Here is an 18,737-nt window from a genome sequence, read left to right as displayed (position 1 = left end):
CAGCACAGATGGATATCTTCCTCCGCGTGAACGCGGAGGAATCTTCGCACTTTGACGTGGCGAAGTATCAAACTACCTGTAGGTGTTCCGCCCGGAGTTCGTCGTCCGTGTACTCCTTTCCGTGAACGTCATTCATGTGTTTCCTCGCCAGTTCGATCGCTTCGGTCTCGTCCTCCGACTGGATAATGAACCGGCAATCGGCTGCCGCCGATTCGCAGTCGAGTTTGTGTGCTTGCGCCATTGTCGTTCAGTTGCCTTTCGGCGGGGACCGATACGAGCTAATACGGTAGATAGCTAACTAGTGACAGACCGGTGGTTGCTGCCGCCTGTTCACGTTGTGACGGTCCGGCAGCGACTGACGCCCGTGCAGACGCTGACTGGAGTCACCGATTGGAGGAGACGTCGCCCGTCGAAGAGTTCGGTTTTCACCACCGGTGTTTCCCCGAGCACGGGGACCGCGACGCCGTCGGAACCGTGGCCGAGCCTCGTGATTCGGGAGTCGAAGGATCCGCTTCCACATGGTGTTGTCCCGGCGCCACACGCCCGCCGATAGGCTCAGCGACGACGCAGCGCGTAGGTCGCATAGCCGACGGCGACGAGAAGCGCTCCCGACAACAGGCTTCCGAGCACGGCCGGCGAGGTCACTACGTACTCGCCGAACGGGTCGGTCAGCGCGAGCACGCCGACGATCAGCGCGACGGAGATGAGGATACCGACCGCACCGAAGGCCTTGAATACAGCGTCGAGGTCTACGCGGGGAGATCGTGCTCCGTGGCTCATAGCTCTCAGTACGGTTGGGACCTACAAATGTACCGGACGGAATTCTCACGCAGAGGGAACGGGAGGCGGCGCCGTGGACTCTCGAACAACACGGGACAGCGCCGAGACGCCGCTCACTCGGGATACCCGTCGACGATGGCGACACCCGATGAGGCGCCGATCCGTGCCGCACCGGCCTCGATCATCGCCATCGCCTCCTCGTAGGACCCGACGCCACCCGAGGCCTTCACGGGGAGGTACTCGCTCATGAGTTCGACATCGGGGACGGTCGCACCGCCGTCGGCGAAGCCGGTCGAGGTCTTCACCATGTCGGCGTCGGCGTCGACGGCGGCCTCACAGGCGCGCCGCTTCTCCGCGTCTGTCAGGAGCGCGGTCTCGATGATCACCTTCACCGGGATCGGGACCGCCGCGACGACGTTAGCGATCTCGGCCGTGACAGCGTCTTCCTCGCCGGTCTTCAGTCGGCCGACGTTGATCACGAGGTCGATCTCGTCGGCGCCGTCCTCCCACGCGCCGACGGCCTCTTCCCGTTTCACGGCCGGCGCGTGCTGGCCGTGCGGGAATCCGACGACCGTCGCGATCGTCTCCGGCGCGTCCGCGTACGCGGACGCCTCGTCGACGTAGCAGGGCGGGATACAGGCGTTCATTCCGTACTCGGCGGCCTCGTCGAGGACGGTCGTCACGTCGTCCCACGTCGTCTCCGGGCCGAGTACGGTGTGATCGATGCTGGCGGCGAACTCGTCGCGTTCCATACGCCGACCGTGGGTCCGGTGTTTAAAAGACGTACTGGCTCGCACGCGACACACGCAAACGGGCGGATCGGAGTTCCGGAGTCGAACCCCGAGGGCGCTGTGGGGTTAGCTCACGATCTCGATCTCCGTGCCGCTCACCGCGGCGTCGACGACGGGGAGCCGAACGGTCAGGATACCGTTCCGGTAGTTCGCTTCGATACCGTCCTCGTCGACGGTCTTCGGGAAGCGGAACCGCCGGTGATACGTCCGACGCGTGCCGCGGCGCTCGTCCTCGTGTTCGCCGGCGATGTTGAGGACGCCGGCGTCCCACGAAGCCGTGATCTCCTCGGGGTCGAACCCGGGAAGCTCCACGGTGAGGACGAACTCGTCGTCCTCCTCGTACAGTTCGTAGTCGCTGCTACCGGATTCGAACAGTCGGCTCGGGAAGTCGAGACCTTGCGTCCATGAACTGGCTGGCGTCGGTAGGGGCATTGCTGACCACCTCGAACGCGTGAGAGAGTATGGTAGCGGTTCAAAATAAATCTTGTGAATCGTGCGATTTGTTCACAATACAATCGTCTCTCGGTGCAGTCCGTCCGCGCGGGCCGGATCGGTGAGTACGGCTCGCGCCGCCGAACGGTTGGATTCAAGTCCGCCGCAGGGGAAGCGGGTGGTATGCAACCGGGAGATCGCGTCCGCGTCGACCGCGGAGACGTCACGAACGAGGGCGTACTGCTCCCCTCGACGACTCACGACCACCTCGTCGTCAAGCTCGAGGGCGGGTACAACGTCGGTATCGACCGCGAGGAAGCCGACGTGGAAGTGCTCGAATCGGGCGCCCGCGACGTCGACGAGGGGTCCGACGCCGGCGGCGGCGAGGCCTCGGAGATCACCTTCGACGACGACCTGCCGACCATCTCGCTCATCTCGACCGGCGGAACGATCGCCTCCACCGTCGACTACCGCACCGGCGCGGTCACCGCGCAGTTCGACGCCGAGGACGTGTTGCGGGCCGTTCCCGATTTGGCGGGGCGGGCGAACTACCGAGGGCGCGTCGTCGCCAACATCCTCTCGGAGAACATGGAGCCGCCGATCTGGCGAGAGCTCGCCGAGGCCGTCGACGAGGAGATCGCCGCCGGAGCCGACGGCGTCGTTGTCATGCACGGCACCGACACGATGCAGTACTCCGCCTCCGCGCTCTCCTTCATGCTCGACGCGCCGGTCCCCGTCGTGTTCACCGGGAGCCAGCGCTCCGCGGACCGACCCTCCTCGGACAACGTGATGAACGCGGTCTGCGCCGTCGAGGCCGCGAAGGCCGACCACGCGGAGACGCTCGTCTGCATGCACGCCACCCAGTCCGACGACGCCTGCGCGCTTCACCGCGGCACCCGCGTCCGGAAGAACCACACCTCGCGGCGCGACGCCTTCGAGACGGTGGGCGCGCAGCCCCTCGGGGTCATCGACTACGAGGCCGCCGCGGAAGCCGGCGCCGACGGCGACGCCGCGGACGCGGCGATCGCGTGGAATCGCGAGCCGATCCCGCGTGGCGCAGACGACGCCGACTCGGAACTCGCGCCCGACCTCGCCGCCGACGTGGAGCTGGTGAAGTTCACGCCCGGCATGGATCCGGCGGCGTGGGACTACCTCGACGAGAAGTCGGGCGTCGTGATCGAGGGGACCGGCCTCGGTCACGTCCACACCGACCTCATCCCGCGGATCGAGGAGCTGGTGGACGACGGGACCGTCGTCGCGATGACGAGCCAGTGTCTCGCCGGCCGCGTCTGCGACCGCGTGTACGACACCGGCCGGGACCTGCTGGACGCGGGCGTCGTGGAGGCGGGCGACACCCTCCCCGGCACGGCGAAGGTGAAGCTGATGTGGGCGCTGGCGAACACGGGCGACGCCGCAGACGCCATGCGTCGCGACCTCGCCGGCGAGCTGACCGAGGAGTCGCAGCCCTGGCGATGACGGAGGACGCCGACGGAGCCGATTCGAACTCCCCCGATGCGTCCGCCGTCGTGGTCCGCGCAGCCCGCCCAGCCGACGCCGACGCGGTCGCCGCGTTCACGCGGGACACGTGGGGCGACCGACACGCCGACTACATCCCGCGCGTGTTCCCCGAGTGGGCCGCGTCAGACGACCCCGACCGCGGCACCTTCGTCGCCACGCTACCGCCCGAGGCGGTCGACGTCGACGGGCTGGACGAGCGAGAAGACGGCGACACGCTCGTCGGGGGCGACGGGGCGGGCGCGGCCGACCCGGGCGAGCCGGAGGCGGTCGTCGGCTGCGTGCAGGGCGCTCTCCTCTCCGAGTGGGAGGCGTGGGCACAGGGGATCCGCGTCGACCCCGCCGCCCGCGGGTTCGGCGTCGGCACCGCGCTCTCGACCGCCGCGCTGGACTGGGCTCGCGAACGGGGAGCGACCGTCTGCCGGAACATGGTGTTCTCGTGGAACGTCATGGGGCTCGGGCAGTCGCGCGCCGTGGGGTTCGAGCCGGCGACGGAGTTCCGGTTCGCGGAGCCGGAGCCAGACCCGACGGAGAGTGGGGCCGCCGCGGGGCCGATCCGCCCGCTCGCGGATCCCGACCCGAACGCGGCGTGGGCGTTTTGGAGCGACAGCGGCGCCCGCGATCACCTCCGCGGGCTCGCGCTCGACGACGGCGAGTCGTGGGCCTGCTCGACGCTCACTCGCGATCGACTCCGAACCGCCGGGGACGAGGACCGACTGCTCGCGGTGGCGGAAACGAGCGGGGATCGCGGGGACGGACACGGTCCCGTCGCCGGGTTCGCCGTCAGGACGCGCGTCTCCGAGCGACCGGGCGACGACGGCCCCGAGCGCGTCGCGGTGTACGGCGTCGCGGCGTGGCGCGACGTCGACGCGGCCGGTGCCCTTTATCAGTCGATCGCGGCGGACGCCGCCGCCGCCGACGCCGACGCCGCGCGCGTGCTGATCCCGGAAACGGTCGAACACGTGAGCGACACGGGCGCGAACCGCGTGTCGGTCGCCGCGGAGCCCGACTTCGTGATGAGCGCGGACCTCACCGGCGAGGGCGTTTAAAAACGAAGCGCTCAAACACCGTTCGACCGAACCCGTTGGTATGTCGCTGTCCGGCATCAGCCTGCCGTGGTCGCTCCCGCTCACCCTGGTTATCTACGGGATCGTCCTCGCCGTCGCGGTGTGGATCTACCGCGACGCGAGGGCGCGCGGGAGTCGGTACGCGATCGTCTGGGCCGTCGCGACGCTCCTGTTCGCCATCGTCCCCGTGTTGCTGTACATGTACCTCCACCGCGACGTGGGACCGGCGCGGTGATTCCCGCGTCTTCAGACGCGGAAGGAAGTCAATCCTTGTCGGCTCGATACGCTGGATGCGCGTCACCGACGAGTCGTTTGAACGCTCGGATCACGAGCGCGTGGACCCCCACGAGGACGATGACGCCGCCGACGATAACCGCCGTCTGTAGCGTCGTCGACAACAGGCCGAGCGAGACGATGAGGGTCGTCGCGCAGGCGGGCGCATGGACCGTGTCCGTCGCGATCATCGCCCACGTCGTCGCCATCACCGAGACGGTCGCGCTCGCCGCCAACCGGAATCCCTCCGGAGAGAACGCCGGCGGCGTCGCGGTCAACGAGACACCAGCCGCGACCAGCGACCAGGCCGCGAGCCCCGCCGCGACGCCGATGACGTGAGCGACGACGATCTTCGCAGCGCGCGAACGGTCGAGTCGCCGGTCGAACGCGAGCAGAAACGCGGTCGGACCGAGGCTCGGGAAGACGAACGGCTGGCCGGTGGCCCACGCGATCGCGCCGAGGACGACAAAGAGGAACCCGGCGTAGAGACTCGTTCCGACGCGGCGGCGCATCACGTCGGCGTCCGCGTCGGGGGCACAAAGCGTCGGCGCTTTCGCGGCCGCAACTCGGCTCGACGCCCCCGTCGAGTATCGATCGCGATAGCCGAACCCGAACGCCTAATTACGCGGGTGCCGCCGGTGGAGACATGTTCGCGACGCTGCCGGACCTCCTCCGTTTGCTCGTCGTCCCCGTGTTCGCGTGGGCGGCGCTGCGGGACGTTCGGACCCGACGCCTCCCGAACGGACTGTGGCCGCCCCTGTACGCGTTCGGGGCGCTGTTGCTGGTATGGGAGACGGTCCGGCTGTGGTCGACCGGAACCCTCGGCGGCTTCGAGGGCCGACTGTTCCTCGTGCAGGCGGCGATCAGCCTGCTGTTCGTCGCGCCGCTCGGTTACGCGTTCTGGTATCTCGGCGCGTTCGGCGGCGCGGACGCGAAGGCGCTGATCGCGCTCGCGATCCTGTTCCCGACGTTTCCAGCGTACGAGATCGCCGGCGCGACGCTCCCGCTCGTCGAGACCCAGATCGGCGTGTTCTCGCTGACGGTCCTCACGAACACGGTGCTTCTGGGGCTCGCCTATCCGGTGGGGCTCGCCGCGCTCAACCTCGCTCGGGGGGACCGTTCGACGGCGATGTTCCTCGCGCGCCCGGTCGCGACCGACTCGCTGCCGGACCGCCACGGGCGGCTGTTCGAGGACGACGAGGGGACCACGAGAAACGGACTCGACCTCGACGCGCTCCGGATGTACCTCCGCTGGCGCGGGCTCACGCTCGCGGACGTGCGCGGAGACGCCAAACGCTTCCGCGATCCCGACAGCGTCGACGAGACGTTCGCTCCCACGGACGGCGGGACGCACGTCGGTCCGCGGACGGACGGTGGACAGCGGACGGACGGCGGCTCTCAGACGGACGACCCGTGGGCCGCGGAGCGCTTCCTCACCGAAATCGACCACGGCGCGTACGGTACTGACGCCGAGACGCTCCGCGGCGGGCTCGACGTCGTCACCCGGGCGGATCGCGTGCTGGTCTCGCCGGGCATGCCGTTCGTCGTCCCGATGGCTATCGGACTGGTCGTCTCGCTCACCTACGGTGATGTCCTGTTCGCACTGCTCGGCGCGATCGGACTGGTGTAACTGTTTTCACGGTGAAAATCCGGAGAGTCGAGGGGTTCAGCTACCGGTGCGGAGATCGCCGACCGCGAGGACGCGGGTACCGACCGGTCGCTTGACGAACGTCCCTACGTCTCGACCGAGCAGCTCGCTCACCCCGCGCTGGGCCGCCACGTCGAGGAGGCGCTGATCGATCCGCCCGTCGACGACGACTGTGTGCGGGGCGATTTCGGCCCCTTCGACCGCGTCGAACGCGTCGGCCGCGGCGACTTCCGAGAGGACGCCGAAGTCGTCACCGAGGAGACGCGCGAGGTCGCTCTCGGCGTCGACGACCTCCTGGACGTGCTCCTCGATAGAGCGCGGCTCGTCGTCCGCCGGTACGTCTTCCGACTCTGACGCCCCTTCTCCCTCCGCCCGGCCTTCCGCCTCCGAAACGGCCTCCGCTTCCGACCCGTCCTCCGTCCCTGGGTCGGCAGCCGACTCCGATGCCGGCTCCGTCGCGTCGGTGGCCGCGTCCGCCTCGCCTGTGCTGCTCGTTTCGGCCTGACCGTCCATCGACCCGTGTTCGGTCTCGGCGTCTCCGTCGACCGCCCCCCTCCTCTCGACGGGGTCGGCGTCGGAAGCGGCATCTCCGTTCTCGACGGCCGCGACGAGGTCGCCCTCACTTGTACCGCTGGGCGCGTCGGCCGTGGCGGTCGATGCGTCGTTGGACGGGCCGTCCGAGACGTCGTTGGCCGAGCCGTCCGAGACGTCGTTGGCCGAGCCGTCCGAGACGTCGTTGGCCGAGGGACTCGCCGCATCGGACGCGTCCGCTCTGGGCGAAGCGGTCGCGGACCCGCCGTGAACTCCGTCGCGGCCGGACCGTTCGCCGGCTGCCTCGCGAAGGTTCGTCTCCTCGGCGAGGCTGCTGTACGGGACTTTCCCGCGAAGTGCCTCGAAGACCGCCTTTCGGTCGAGGTCTTCGACGGACTCGCCGGGCGGGGCGAACGCGACGTAGTCGACGTCGCCGACCTGCGCCAGTTCGCGGAGGATCAACTCGCCGCCGCGGTCTCCGTCGAGGAAGGCCGTCACGGTTCGCTCGGCGGTGAGCTCCGCGATCGCGTCGGGCACGTTGGTCCCCTCGACAGCGACCGCGTTCTTGATACCGCATTCCAGCAGCGTGAGCACGTCAGCCCGCCCCTCGACGACGATGACGGCGTCGGAGTCGCCGACGCGGGGGCCCGCCGGAAGCCCCTCGTACTCGACGATCCCTTCGATGCGGGCGGCCTCGCGAACCTCGTCGAGGATGTCGTCGCTCGCGAGGCGCGTCTCCTCGAATCCGCCCGCGATCAGTTCCTTGGCCCGCTCGACGACCTCGCGGCGCTTCGCCGCCCGCACGTCCTCGATGCTCGTCACCTCCACCGAGGCGTGGCAGGGACCGATGCGGTCGATCGTTTCGAGAGCGGCCGCGAGAATGGCCGTCTCGACCTTGTCGAGACTCGACGCGACGGTGACCTCGCCGAACGACTGGCCGTTCTCCGACTCGACGCCCACGTCGATCCGCCCGACCCGCGACGACTCCTGGAGGTCGCGTAAATCGAGCTCGTCGCCGAGGAGCCCCTCGGTCTGCCCGAACACCGCGCCGACGACGTCGCTCCGCTCGACGACGCCGTCGGCCGCGATGGTGGCGTGTATCAGGTATTTTTCCGTGTCTTTCATGATAGTGAGTGTGATGTGTCGGCGGCTGATGCCGCCCATGTATCGTTGTGTTCGTTCCCGAAAATAGTTATCGCACGCGCCTCCGTCGACGGTCTCTGAAGAGAATTTTTCTACAATAGGTAATATTGAATTTGATCAATAGAATTTATTTGCGTGAGTCCACTGTTATCGCACATGAGCCGATCACGGAGAGATCTCGTGTGGATACCGATATTCGCCGTCCTCGTCGCGTTCGCGGTCCCGTGGCCGCTGTGGGGTGTCGACCGCGTCGTCGCCGGACTCCCGGTGTGGATCTGGTGGCATATCGCGTGGCTCTGCCTGTGTACGGTCCTGTTCTCGCGGTTCGTTCGAAACGGCGCGTGGGAGCGCGGGATGGGGATTCGGCGAGACGCGGCGTCCGCGGGGTCGGACACGGCGTCGGCGAGAGGTGACCGGCCGTGACGCTCGCGCTCTCGCTCGGAATCGTCGTGGGGTACCTGTTCCTCGCGCTGGCCGTCGGGCTGATCGCGTATCGCGTCTCGGAGACCACCGCCGAGGACTACTATCTCGCGAGCCGGTCGATCGGGACGCTCGTCTTGCTGTTCACGACCTTCGCGACGTTGCTGTCGGCGTTCACGTTCTTCGGCGGACCGAACCTCGCGTACGCGGCCGGACCGGAGTGGCTCGTCGTGATGGGCACCCTCGACGGGGTGCTGTTCGCGGTGTTGTGGTACGTCATCGGCTACAAACAGTGGCTGATCGGGGACCGGCACGGCTACGTGACGCTGGGCGAGATGCTCGGCGACCGGTTCGGCTCGGTCGGCCTCCGCGCGCTCGTCGCGGGCGTGAGCCTCCTGTGGCTGTTCCCGTACGTAATGTTACAACAGATGGGCGCCGGTGAGGCGCTCGTGGGGCTCACGGACGGCGTGGTCCCGTACTGGGGCGGCGCGGCGTTGGTCACCGCCTTCATGATCCTCTACGTCGTGCTCGCCGGGATGCGCGGCGTGGCGTGGACCGACACGATACAGGGCCTGTTCATGCTCTCCATCGTGTGGGTCGCCGCGCTCTGGGTGCTGTCGGCGGTCGGCGGCCTCGGCGCGGCGACCGGCGCGATGCTCGACGCCCGGCCCGAGTTCGGTAGCTTCGGCGGCGGCCTCTACTCGCCCGGATTCATCATCTCGACGGCGATCACCATCGCGTTCGGCGTGACCATGTTCCCGCAGATCAACCAGCGCTTTTTCGTCGCCGAGTCGGGCGCCGTGTTGAAGCGGTCGTTCACGCTGTGGCCCGTGCTCGTCCTCCTGCTTTTCGTCCCCGCGTTCATGCTCGGCGCGTGGGCGGTCGGGATGCCGATCGACGTGCCCGAGGGCGCGAACGTCCTCCCCGTCGTGTTAAGCGAGTACACGCCCGCCTGGTTCGCCGCGCTCGTGATCGCCGGCGCGATGGCCGCGATGATGTCCTCGTCGGACTCGATGCTCCTCTCCGGCTCGTCGTACTTCACCCGAGACGTGTATCGACCCGTGATCAACGCGGACGCGTCCGAGCGACGCGAGGCGTGGATCGCGCGGATCGGCGTCGCCGCCTTCGCGCTCGCCGCGTTCGTCGCGAGCCTGTTCCGGCCCGGGACGCTGATCGAGGTGGGTGACACGGCGTTTTCGGGGTTCGCGCTGCTCGCGCTCCCCGTGATCTGCGCGCTCTACTGGGAGCGGACGACCCGAACCGGGATGATCGCCGGCGTGCTCGTCCCACAGGTCGCGTACCTCGCGGTGGTGTTGTCGGCGGTCGCGCCCGGACCGACGCTGCCTCGCACCGTCGGCGGCGGCTGGGACGTCGCGCTCGGCCTGATGGTTCTCTCCGCGGTCCTGACGATCGGCGTGTCGCTGCTGACCGCGCCGACCGCCGAAAGCGACGCCTCGCGGTTCGTGGTCGCGAGCGACTGACTCGTCGTCGGACAGATCCGGCGAGATGGGTAAGATGAAACCAGATTTTGTATACGGTGTTGGTGGTAATCGTGGATAATCTATTTAATGGCGTTTCCCGTGGGTGGATCCATGACCGCAGGACCACCGATCGAGGAACTCCACTTCGACGACGCCCCGGACGTCGGTTCGGTGCCGGGCCCGCGAAGCCGTGAGCTCTTGGAGACGCAGGAACGGATCGACAGCAGCGCGGTCGCGTACCCGAAGGACATCCCCGTCGCGTTCGAGGAGGGGAAGGGGGCGACGATCCGCGACGCCGACGGCAACACCTACATCGACATGTTCGCCGGGATCGGCGTGTTGAACGTCGGTCACTCGAACCCGTACGTGCTCGAAGCGGTCCGCGAGCAGACCGAGAAGCTCGTCCACACGATCGACTTCCCGACCGAGGCGCGGATCGAACTCATCGAGACGCTCGACGAGATCGCTCCGCCGGGGCTTCGCGGCGAGAACCGCGTCGTGTTCGGCGGCCCGACCGGTAGTGATGCGATCGAGGCGGCGATCAAGCTCGCGAAGTACAACACCGGCGGCGACGGACTCGTCGCCTTCCGCGGCAGCTACCACGGCGCGACCTCCGGCGCGATGGCACTCACCTCGAACAAGGGGTTCAAAGACGACTACACTCCCCTCATCCCCGACGTCGTCCACGCGAAGTACCCGTCGCCGTTCATCGACCGGGCGGAGTCCGGCGACGCGGCCTCCGTGTGCCCCCGCTCCGCGGCCGACTGCTGCGGCGCGCCGTCGTGTGCCCGCGCACTCAAGGAGGTCCAAGAGATCATCGAGGACCCGTACGGCGGACTGGCGAACCCGGCCGGTATCTTCGTCGAGCCGATTCAGGGCGAAGGCGGCGTCATCGTCCCGCCGGAGGGCTTTTTGAAAGGGCTCCGCGAGATCGCCACCGAGAACGACATCCCGTTGATATTCGACGAGATCCAGAGCGGGTTGGGCCGCTCCGGGCAGTGGTGGGCCGGCGAGTGGGACGGCGTCACGCCGGACATCATGACGACGGCGAAGGCGCTCGGGGGCGTCGGCTTCCCGCTGTCGGCGACGATTTACCACGAGGACCTCGACACGTGGGACGCCGGCGGGCACGCCGGCACCTACCGCGGTCACGTCGTCGCGATGCGCGCGGGAACACGAGCGATCGAGTACATCCAGGCACACGACCTGCTCGCACACGCCCGCGACCTCGGCGAGCACATCCGTGACCGCCTCCGGACGATCGCCGCGGACAACGACCGGCTCGGAGACGTGCGCGGTCGGGGCCTCTTCATCGGCGTGGAGTTCGTCGACGCCGACGGCGACCCGGACGGCGACGCGGTCGAGGCGATCCAACGGTACTGCTTCGAGCACGGGGTCCTCGTCTGGACGGCCGGTCGCCACGGAAACGTCCTCCGGTTGCTTCCGCCGCTGGTGGTGACCCGCGACCTCGCCGACACCGCGCTGGACGTTATCGCCGACGCGGTGGATCACATCGCGGTCGAAACGACGGCGACGCAGTAGCCGGACGCGTCCGGCTCGGCAGGCGGCCAGAGTTGAGCGGGATGCGGCGGTCGATACGGAGCGGTCTGAGGCTGCCTGCGCCGAGCGGCGTTGCCGAGTAGACATGTTAAATACCCTGACCGCATACCGGGTCAGAGACGATGCCACACGACGTGCGGAACCGACTCCCCGCCCTCCGCCGTGCGTTCCACCGGCACCCGGAGCCGGCGTGGTGCGAGTTCCGTACGACCGCACGGATAGCCGCAGAGCTGGATCAGATAGGCGTCGATGAGATCGCGGTCGGCCAAGAGGCGCTCTCTACGGACCACCGAATGGCCGTGCCGTCGACCGAGACGATAACCGAGTGGCGCGACCGCGCGGTCATCGCGGGCGTGCCTCAGCACGTGATCGAACTGACTGCCGACGGTCACACCGGTGCGGTCGCCGCGGTCGAGACCGGCGACGGGCCGACGGTGGGTCTCCGCGTCGAGATCGATGGCGTCTCGATCGAGGAGTCGTCGGCGGTGGGCCACCGCCCGGCCGCCGAGGGGTTCCGTTCCGAGTGCGAGGGGTACATGCACGCCTGCGGCCACGACGCGCATATCGCGATCGCGCTTGGCGTGCTCGAAGCCGTGAAGGCGAGCGATTTCAGCGGGACGTTCAAGCTCTTCTTCCAACCGGCCGAGGAGGTCGCCGGGGGCGGCAAGCCGCTTACCGAGGGGGGATACGTCGACGACGTCGACTACCTGTTCGCGTTACAGCTCGGACTCGGTCACCCGACCGGAACGGTCGTGGCGAACGCGACCCGTCCGCTCGCGATGGCACACATCAACGCCACGTTCGAGGGAGCCAGCGCACACGCCGGAACGGAGCCGAGCGGCGGCACGAACGCGATGCAGGCGATGACGACGGCGGTACAGAACGCCTACGGCATTCCGCGTCACAGCGAGGGGATGACGCGCGTGAACTTCGGGCGCGTGGAGGGCGGGAGCGCGAGCAACGTGATCGCCGAAGAGGTCACGATCGACGGCGAGGTCCGCGGCGAGACGACGTCGTTGATGGAGTACGTGCGAACCGAACTGGAGCGGGTGGTGTACGCGGCTGCGGAGCTTCACGACTGCGGGGTCGTGATCCGTCGGATCAGCGAATCGATTCGCGTCGACGGCGACCCAGCGCTCGCGACGGTCGTCGGCGACGTCGCCCGTCGGATTCCGTCGGTCGAAACGGTGTGTCCGGAGGCGTCGCTCGGCGTGAGCGAGGACGTGACGTTCCTGATGGACCGCGTTCACGACCGCGGCGGACGGGCCGTCTGTCTCGTCGTCGGGACGGATCACCCGACCGCTCACTACACGCCGACGTTCGACATCGACGAGCGGTCGCTCGACACGGCCGTCGAGCTGTTGACCGCGGTCGTCACCAGCGTCGCGTCACAGCGGCGTGACCCCAAGCGTTAATTCGGTAACTCACCGTGTTTAAACCATGACACAGGACGAGCTGCCACCGGCGCTCGAAATGGCGGCAGACGCCGAGCGTCCGCGCGGTATCCTCACCCCTTCGGACCGCGACTTCCTCCTCGGCCGGAAGACCGACTACACCGATCACTCGAAAAAGCAGAAGCGGAACCGAATTCGACGCCGCGTCAGGAACGCGATCCTCGATTTCAGCATCCTCTTCGAGTGCCTCGAAGAGCGCGACCGGGAGACGGTGTTCGACCCGGACGACGAGGACCGCGAGGCGTACACGCAGGGAATTACCGACATGCTCGCGTTCCTCCACCTCGGCACGATGGGGTATCACACCCCGTTCAAGGACATGCTCTCGGAGGGCGTCGGCAAGGCGGAACAGCAGCTCGCCGGCTCGAATTACCGTATGGTCAACGTGGATTTCAACGTCGAACCGGTCGGCCAGATCGACGTCGACGAGGTCGTCGGGAAGCTCGAAAACGACGACTTCGCGGAGCTCACCGACGAGGAGCTCCGCGCGTTCGTCCGCCTGCTGACGATGTCGGACTCGTTCTCGCCGGAAGACGCCGGCGAGGAGATCAAAGACCGCGTCGACGAGTTCGGCGAGAAGTTGACGGAGAGCGCCACCTCTCACGAGCGCACGCTCGAAGAGCTGACGAACTAACTGACACCCGACGGGCTGCGACCGTCGCCCCCGGTATCGAATACCCGCGAGACGCCGCTCGCGACCGACCCCCTCTTCGGAAGGGATTGCTGGCCCGGCGCCGTCCGGAACGATGGGGCGATCTAACCGGATTTCCGGGTCAAGTGGGCTGTTTTTTCCTGACTGTCCAGTGTATTGCGGCTGTCCGCCTCGATATCGTTCGATCGTCTCTCGGATACAGATTTCGTTGATCATCTATACAATATACATAATATGTATAGAGTAGTGCAAGTTGAGAAACACTTATTGTGTATAATTTCGATGCACTGTGCATGCCAATTCGTGGCATGGTACCCGACGGGCGGAGGCACCGTGGACCGAGTAGTCGTCGCCGGTACGGGGGTGTCTCCCGATGAGCGGCTCCGGATCGGGCATGATAGAGGAGTTCCGCGAGGAGATCGATCCCATCGTCTTCGCGTTCGGCGCCCTGCTGACCGTGGGCGTGATCGCCGCGTTCTTCGTCAGTCCGTCGACCGTCGAGAACGGGATCTCGTCGCTGAATGACCAGCTGCTCGGCGCGTTCAACTGGGCGTTGCTGTTGATCGTCTTCCTGATCGTGCTGTTCCTCCTCTTCCTGATCGTGGGGCCGTGGGGGAGAATCAAACTCGGCGACGAACCCCCGGAGTACAGCTTCCTCTCCTTTTTCGCGATGCTGTACTCCGCGGGATTCGCGGCGGGCGTCGTGTTCTGGGGCCCGACCGAGGCGCTGTTCTACTACAACAACCCCTCACCGCTGTTCAGCGGCGTCGAAGGGGGCACGGCCGGGGCGATGACGGTCGCCGTCCAGCAGACGCTGTTCCATTGGGCGCTGCCGCAGCTCGCGGTGTTCACGATCATGGGTATCGCTATCGGTTACTTCGCGTACAACTACGAGAACGTCCCGCTACGCGTCTCCTCGGCGCTCACGCCGATCATCGGCGCCGACAACCTCGACGGCCCGCTCGCGAAGGTCGTCGACATTCTCGCCGTCTTCGCGACGATCGGTGGCGTCGCCACGTCGCTCGGCTTCATCGGGAGTCAGTTCGTCACCGGCCTCGACTACCAGTGGGGGATCAGCATGGGTAATCTCGGCATCTTGCTCGTCGTCACCATGATGACTCTGCTGTTCACGACGTCGATGGTGCTCGGGGTCAACAAGGGGATCCGTCGGCTCTCGAACTTCAACATGATTCTGTTCGTCGCGCTCATGCTCGTGACGTTCGTCGTGGGACCGACGCTGTTCCTCGTGCTGCTCGGCACGCAGGCGTTCGGCGGGATGGTCGCCGACTTCGTCTCGATGAGCCTCTTCACCGGCGCCGGGCCGATGGGAGGGGGCGACGCGAGCGCGACCGGCTGGATAAACGCGTGGACGGTGTTCTACTGGGCGTGGGCGCTCTCGTGGTCGCCGTTCGCGGGGCTGTTCATCGCTCGGATCTCCAAGGGACGGACCGTCCGCGAGGTCGCGTTCACGGGGATCGTCGCGACCTCCGGAGCCACCATTCCGTGGTTCACGTTCGTCGGCGGCACCGCGGTCTGGGCGCAACACAACGGCATCGCCGACTTCGGCGCGGTGATTTCCGGCGAGGCCGGGGCGGAGGTGTCCGGATTCATTCTCTTCGAGGCGCTGAACGTTTCGTTGAACCTCGCGGGAGCGTCGATGACGCTCCCGATCGGTTCCGTGCTGATCTACGCGTTCCTGATCCTCGTGACGACGTTCTTCGTCACGTCGGCGGACTCCTCGACGCTGGCCGTCTCGATGATGACCACGGGCGGGAAGGCCAAGCCGTCGAACATCAACCGGATCTTCTGGGGCGTCGTCCTCGGGCTGACCGCGGCGATTCTGATGATCCTCGGCGGCAGCGGCAGCGCGAACACGCTCCAGCAGGCGGCGATCATCACCGGTACGCCGTTCGCTTTCGTCTGCTTCCTCGCGATGCTGTCGCTGATCAAGGACTTCGGCATGAACTACGATCAGGTACTCTTCCAGCAGGAGACCGTGCTGTACGGGCGGTCCCGTGACACCGACTCCCGGGCCGGGCCGATCGACTCAGCCGGATCGGACGACGACGACTAGCGGCCCGCGCGTTCCGCTCTGGTAGCAGTTTCACCAAGTTTAATGTATAACGTACACATAAACTGTGTATGAATCGGGACACGGCGGAACCCCACGGGGACGCGCTCCCCGGTCCGAACGCGCAGCGCTGGATCGAGTTCCACCAGTCGCACTCCGCACCCAGCGAGTACTCACACGAGTTCGTCTGGGACGTGACCCGCGAGGCCGACGGACCCTTCGTCACCGACGTCGACGGCAACGTGCTGCTGGATTTCACCTGTCACATCGGCGCGGCCCCGCTCGGGTACAACAACGAGAAGGTGCTCTCGAAGGTACGGGAGTTCGACCTCGTCGAGCCGATGAAGATCGCCGGCCAAGACATGTACTTCGGATCGGGACCGAACCCGGCGGAGGCGGAGTTCCCGGGGTCGAGTCATCTCATGGACCGACTGACCGACGTCAGCAGTCACTACGGGATGGACACGGTGTTCCTCTCGAACTCCGGCGCCGAGGCGATGGAGAACGCGATGAAGATCACGCACGACCACCGGGCGCCCGCGAAGTACGGCGTCGCCTTCGCCGGCAGCTTCCACGGCCGCACCCTCGGAACCCTCTCGCTGACGAAGTCCAAGGACGTGTACACGCGCCGGTATCCCGAGATCAGCGGCATCGAGACGGTCCCGTTCTGTGCGGATCGCGGCTGTGACGCCGCGAGCTGCGACTGCGGTTTCTTCGCGGGCGGCGGCTCGCAGCTCCGGGACATGCTCGCGCCCGAGGGCGGCCACGTCGACCCCTCAGAAATCGCGTTCCTGACGCTCGAACCGATCCAGGGCGTCGGCGGCTACCGCTTCCCGAGCGAAGCGTTCATGGACGAAGTGGCGGCCGTTACCGACGCGTACGACATCCCGCTCGTCGTCGACGAGATCCAGTCGGGGATCGGCCGGACGGGCGAGATGTGGGCGGCGGACCACTACGCCATCGAGCCGGACGTGATCGCGAGCGCGAAGGCGCTGCGCGTCGGCGCGACGGTCTCCCGGTCGGACCTCTTCCCGTCGGAGAAGAACCGTCTCGGCTCGACGTTCGGCGGCGGCGACCTCCTCGGTTCGATGATGGGAGCGTTCACGCTGGAGGCGATCGACGAGCACGACCTGCTGGAAAACGCCACCGAGCGCGGCCGACAGGCCAAAGAACTGCTCGTCGACGACGCGGGCGATCACGTGGTCGACGTGCGCGGGAAGGGGCTCATGCTCGCCGTCGAGTTCGACACCCCCGACCGTCGCAGCGACGTGGTCGTCGAGGCGTTGGAGCGCGGCCTGCTCACGCTCGGCTGCGGGAAGAAGACGATCCGACTCCTTCCCCCGCTCGACTCGACGGAACGCGAGATCGACCTCGGGGTCTCGATCTTCCTCGACGCGGTCGCGGCCGCGGGACCGACGCCGACGACTGCCTGAGGACGGCCGGTTCCTTCCCGTCGGCTCGGTTCTCTCCCGTCGGCTCGGTTCTCTCCCGTCGGCTCGGTTCCCTCGCTCACTTCGACAGCGAGTGTGCCTGTACTACGGCCTCGGTGAGCGTATCGACGCCGGTCCGCAGGCTGCGCTCGTCGACGTCGAACGTCGGCGTGTGGTGATCGGTGGGATGGTCCGTCCCGACGATCAGGTACGCCGCGAGCCCGCCGTCTTCCTGTGCGCGTTTCATCAGGAACGTCGCGTCCTCGCTCGCCCCGAAATCGGCCGTCGGGACCACCTCGTCGACCCCGTCGACCCCCTCGGCGACCCTGGCGACGTGGTCGACGAGCGCGGGGTCGCTGTCCGCGCGCGGCGATTCGCTGACTACCTCGAACTCCAGTTCGCACCCGTGCGAGACGGCCGCGCCGCGGAACGCCCGCTCCAGCCGCGATTTGGCGTACTCTTTTATCGCCGTCGTCTCACCGCGTGCTTCGGCCTCGACCCGCGCGTGTTCGGCGATCACGTTGCTCGCGCTCCCGGCCTCCGCGTACCCGACGTTCACGCGCGTCATGCCCTCGCTGTGGCGCGGAATGCCGTAGGCGTTCGAGATGGCGGTGCCGAGCGCCTGCATCGCGTTCTCGCCCTGTTCGGGAGCCTTACCCGCGTGGGCGGACACCCCCTCGAACGACGCGTCGATGTGCGCCATCGCCAGCGGGCGCTCGATCCCCGCGACGACTCGGCCGGTCGGATGGCCGAGGCCGACGTGTGCCGCGAACAGGTAATCGAGCCCGTCGGCGAACCGGCTCTCCGCCATCGGGTAGCCGCCGCCGCCGATCTCCTCGGCCGGTTGGAAGAAGACGACGAACCGGCCCTCGAAGTCGCTCTCCGCGACGGCTTCGAGGACCGCGAGCCCCCACGTCATGTGCGCGTCGTGGCCGCAGGCGTGCATCGTCCCGTCGACCTCCGCTCGGAACCCCTCTCGGGCGGGAAGATGGTCTGCGGCGTCGGACTCCTCGATGAACAGCCCGTCGATATCGACCCGGAGGCCGACCGTCGGCCCCTCGCCGCGGTCGACGACCGCGACGCAGCCGGTGACCCCGCCTGCGGTTCGTTCGAGCACGTCCTCGCGAGCCCCTCGCTCGCGGGCGCGCTCGACCCACGGCTCGTAGGCGTCGTCGTCGAGCACGGCCATGCGGTCGTCCGGGTCGTACGCCTCTCGGCCCACCGCGAGCTCGTCGACACCGATCGCCTCGATCTCCTCGACGAGACGACTGGTCGTGTAGAACTCGCGCCAGCCGGGCTCGGGGTGCCGGTGAAACTCTCGCCGTAACTCGGTTAGCCGCTCTGCAACAGGTCGTGTCATGAGTGTGCATGTCTCCCGAACGGACTTAAGCGTACGTAGGTATACACGATGATCGTGTACAAAGAATACGAAAACGTAAGTGAGTCACCGGTGAACGCTTGACCGACACCACCACGGGGTGACCACACC

General features: G+C 67.3%; 18 protein-coding genes. 11 read left to right on the top strand and 7 right to left on the bottom strand.

Features of this window, described 5'->3' with window-relative positions:
- Positions 1 to 67: 67 nt before the first annotated feature.
- From ACNSN4_RS14370 to ACNSN4_RS14355, 4 genes are all read right to left on the bottom strand, one after another.
- Entirely contained in the window at positions 68 to 241 is a 174-nt protein-coding gene (locus tag ACNSN4_RS14370; protein WP_418286532.1) for a DUF1059 domain-containing protein, read from the bottom strand.
- Between the two features lie 314 nt (positions 242 to 555).
- On the bottom strand, positions 556 to 780 hold the full coding sequence (locus ACNSN4_RS14365; protein WP_418286531.1) for a hypothetical protein: 225 nt from the start codon (positions 778 to 780) through the stop codon (positions 556 to 558).
- 113 nt (positions 781 to 893) lie between these two features.
- Positions 894 to 1,532: a deoxyribose-phosphate aldolase gene (gene deoC / locus ACNSN4_RS14360; RefSeq protein ID WP_418286530.1), complete on the bottom strand. Its 639-nt coding sequence runs from the start codon at positions 1,530 to 1,532 to the stop codon at positions 894 to 896.
- Between the two features lie 105 nt (positions 1,533 to 1,637).
- Positions 1,638 to 2,003, bottom strand: a complete 366-nt coding sequence (locus ACNSN4_RS14355) for an Hsp20/alpha crystallin family protein (RefSeq protein WP_418286529.1) — start codon at positions 2,001 to 2,003, stop codon at positions 1,638 to 1,640.
- A 183-nt stretch (positions 2,004 to 2,186) separates the two neighbouring features.
- Between ACNSN4_RS14355 and gatD the strand changes: the two genes are divergently transcribed.
- The 3 genes from gatD to ACNSN4_RS14340 are packed head-to-tail and all read left to right on the top strand — an operon-like array spanning position 2,187 to position 4,820.
- Positions 2,187 to 3,479, top strand: a complete 1,293-nt coding sequence (gene gatD / locus ACNSN4_RS14350; RefSeq protein ID WP_418286528.1) for a Glu-tRNA(Gln) amidotransferase subunit GatD — start codon at positions 2,187 to 2,189, stop codon at positions 3,477 to 3,479.
- On the top strand, positions 3,476 to 4,567 hold the full coding sequence (locus ACNSN4_RS14345; RefSeq protein ID WP_418286527.1) for a GNAT family N-acetyltransferase: 1,092 nt from the start codon (positions 3,476 to 3,478) through the stop codon (positions 4,565 to 4,567). The genes gatD and ACNSN4_RS14345 overlap by 4 nt, the downstream gene beginning before the upstream one ends.
- Before the next feature lie 40 nt (positions 4,568 to 4,607).
- Positions 4,608 to 4,820, top strand: a complete 213-nt coding sequence (locus tag ACNSN4_RS14340) for a hypothetical protein (protein ID WP_418286526.1) — start codon at positions 4,608 to 4,610, stop codon at positions 4,818 to 4,820.
- 28 nt (positions 4,821 to 4,848) lie between these two features.
- Here the strand turns inward: ACNSN4_RS14340 and ACNSN4_RS14335 are convergent, their stop codons facing one another.
- Positions 4,849 to 5,370, bottom strand: a complete 522-nt coding sequence (locus tag ACNSN4_RS14335) for an HPP family protein (protein WP_418286525.1) — start codon at positions 5,368 to 5,370, stop codon at positions 4,849 to 4,851.
- Positions 5,371 to 5,504: 134 nt separating this feature from the next.
- On the opposite strand from ACNSN4_RS14335, the gene ACNSN4_RS14330 reads away from it, so the two are divergent.
- Positions 5,505 to 6,488 carry an A24 family peptidase gene (locus tag ACNSN4_RS14330; protein ID WP_418286524.1) on the top strand — a complete coding sequence of 328 codons (984 nt, stop codon included), beginning with the start codon at positions 5,505 to 5,507 and terminating at the stop codon, positions 6,486 to 6,488.
- A gap of 36 nt (positions 6,489 to 6,524) precedes the next feature.
- On the opposite strand, the gene dnaG is transcribed toward ACNSN4_RS14330, so the two are convergent.
- Positions 6,525 to 8,162 (bottom strand): DNA primase DnaG, encoded by a 1,638-nt coding sequence (gene dnaG, locus ACNSN4_RS14325; RefSeq protein ID WP_418286836.1) that lies wholly within the window; start codon positions 8,160 to 8,162, stop codon positions 6,525 to 6,527.
- 174 nt (positions 8,163 to 8,336) lie between these two features.
- On the opposite strand from dnaG, the gene ACNSN4_RS14320 reads away from it, so the two are divergent.
- The 7 genes from ACNSN4_RS14320 (at position 8,337) to ACNSN4_RS14290 (ending at position 17,251) form a co-directional block, all read left to right on the top strand.
- Positions 8,337 to 8,603 carry a DUF3311 domain-containing protein gene (locus ACNSN4_RS14320; RefSeq protein ID WP_418286523.1) on the top strand — a complete coding sequence of 89 codons (267 nt, stop codon included), beginning with the start codon at positions 8,337 to 8,339 and terminating at the stop codon, positions 8,601 to 8,603.
- A complete protein-coding gene (locus ACNSN4_RS14315) occupies positions 8,600 to 10,081 on the top strand; it encodes a sodium:solute symporter family protein (protein WP_418286522.1) in 1,482 nt (493 codons plus the stop codon). Before ACNSN4_RS14320 ends, ACNSN4_RS14315 begins: the two co-directional genes overlap by 4 nt.
- 111 nt (positions 10,082 to 10,192) lie before the next feature.
- Positions 10,193 to 11,623, top strand: a complete 1,431-nt coding sequence (locus ACNSN4_RS14310; protein WP_418286521.1) for an aspartate aminotransferase family protein — start codon at positions 10,193 to 10,195, stop codon at positions 11,621 to 11,623.
- A 140-nt stretch (positions 11,624 to 11,763) separates the two neighbouring features.
- Positions 11,764 to 13,056: an amidohydrolase gene (locus ACNSN4_RS14305; RefSeq protein ID WP_418286520.1), complete on the top strand. Its 1,293-nt coding sequence runs from the start codon at positions 11,764 to 11,766 to the stop codon at positions 13,054 to 13,056.
- Positions 13,057 to 13,081: 25 nt separating this feature from the next.
- Complete coding sequence (locus ACNSN4_RS14300) at positions 13,082 to 13,729, top strand: DUF8102 family protein (protein ID WP_418286519.1); 648 nt, start codon at positions 13,082 to 13,084, stop codon at positions 13,727 to 13,729.
- A gap of 391 nt (positions 13,730 to 14,120) precedes the next feature.
- Positions 14,121 to 15,821 (top strand): BCCT family transporter, encoded by a 1,701-nt coding sequence (locus ACNSN4_RS14295; RefSeq protein WP_418286518.1) that lies wholly within the window; start codon positions 14,121 to 14,123, stop codon positions 15,819 to 15,821.
- Positions 15,822 to 15,889: 68 nt separating this feature from the next.
- Positions 15,890 to 17,251: an aminotransferase class III-fold pyridoxal phosphate-dependent enzyme gene (locus tag ACNSN4_RS14290; RefSeq protein WP_418286517.1), complete on the top strand. Its 1,362-nt coding sequence runs from the start codon at positions 15,890 to 15,892 to the stop codon at positions 17,249 to 17,251.
- A 76-nt stretch (positions 17,252 to 17,327) separates the two neighbouring features.
- Here ACNSN4_RS14290 and ACNSN4_RS14285 read toward each other — a convergent pair whose 3' ends face one another.
- A complete protein-coding gene (locus ACNSN4_RS14285; protein ID WP_418286516.1) occupies positions 17,328 to 18,608 on the bottom strand; it encodes an amidohydrolase in 1,281 nt (426 codons plus the stop codon).
- Positions 18,609 to 18,737: the final 129 nt, after the last annotated feature.

Source organism: Halorubrum marinum (assembly GCF_048381195.1).
Lineage (GTDB): Archaea > Halobacteriota > Halobacteria > Halobacteriales > Haloferacaceae > Halorubrum.
This window is presented reverse-complemented; position numbering and strand designations above follow the sequence as displayed.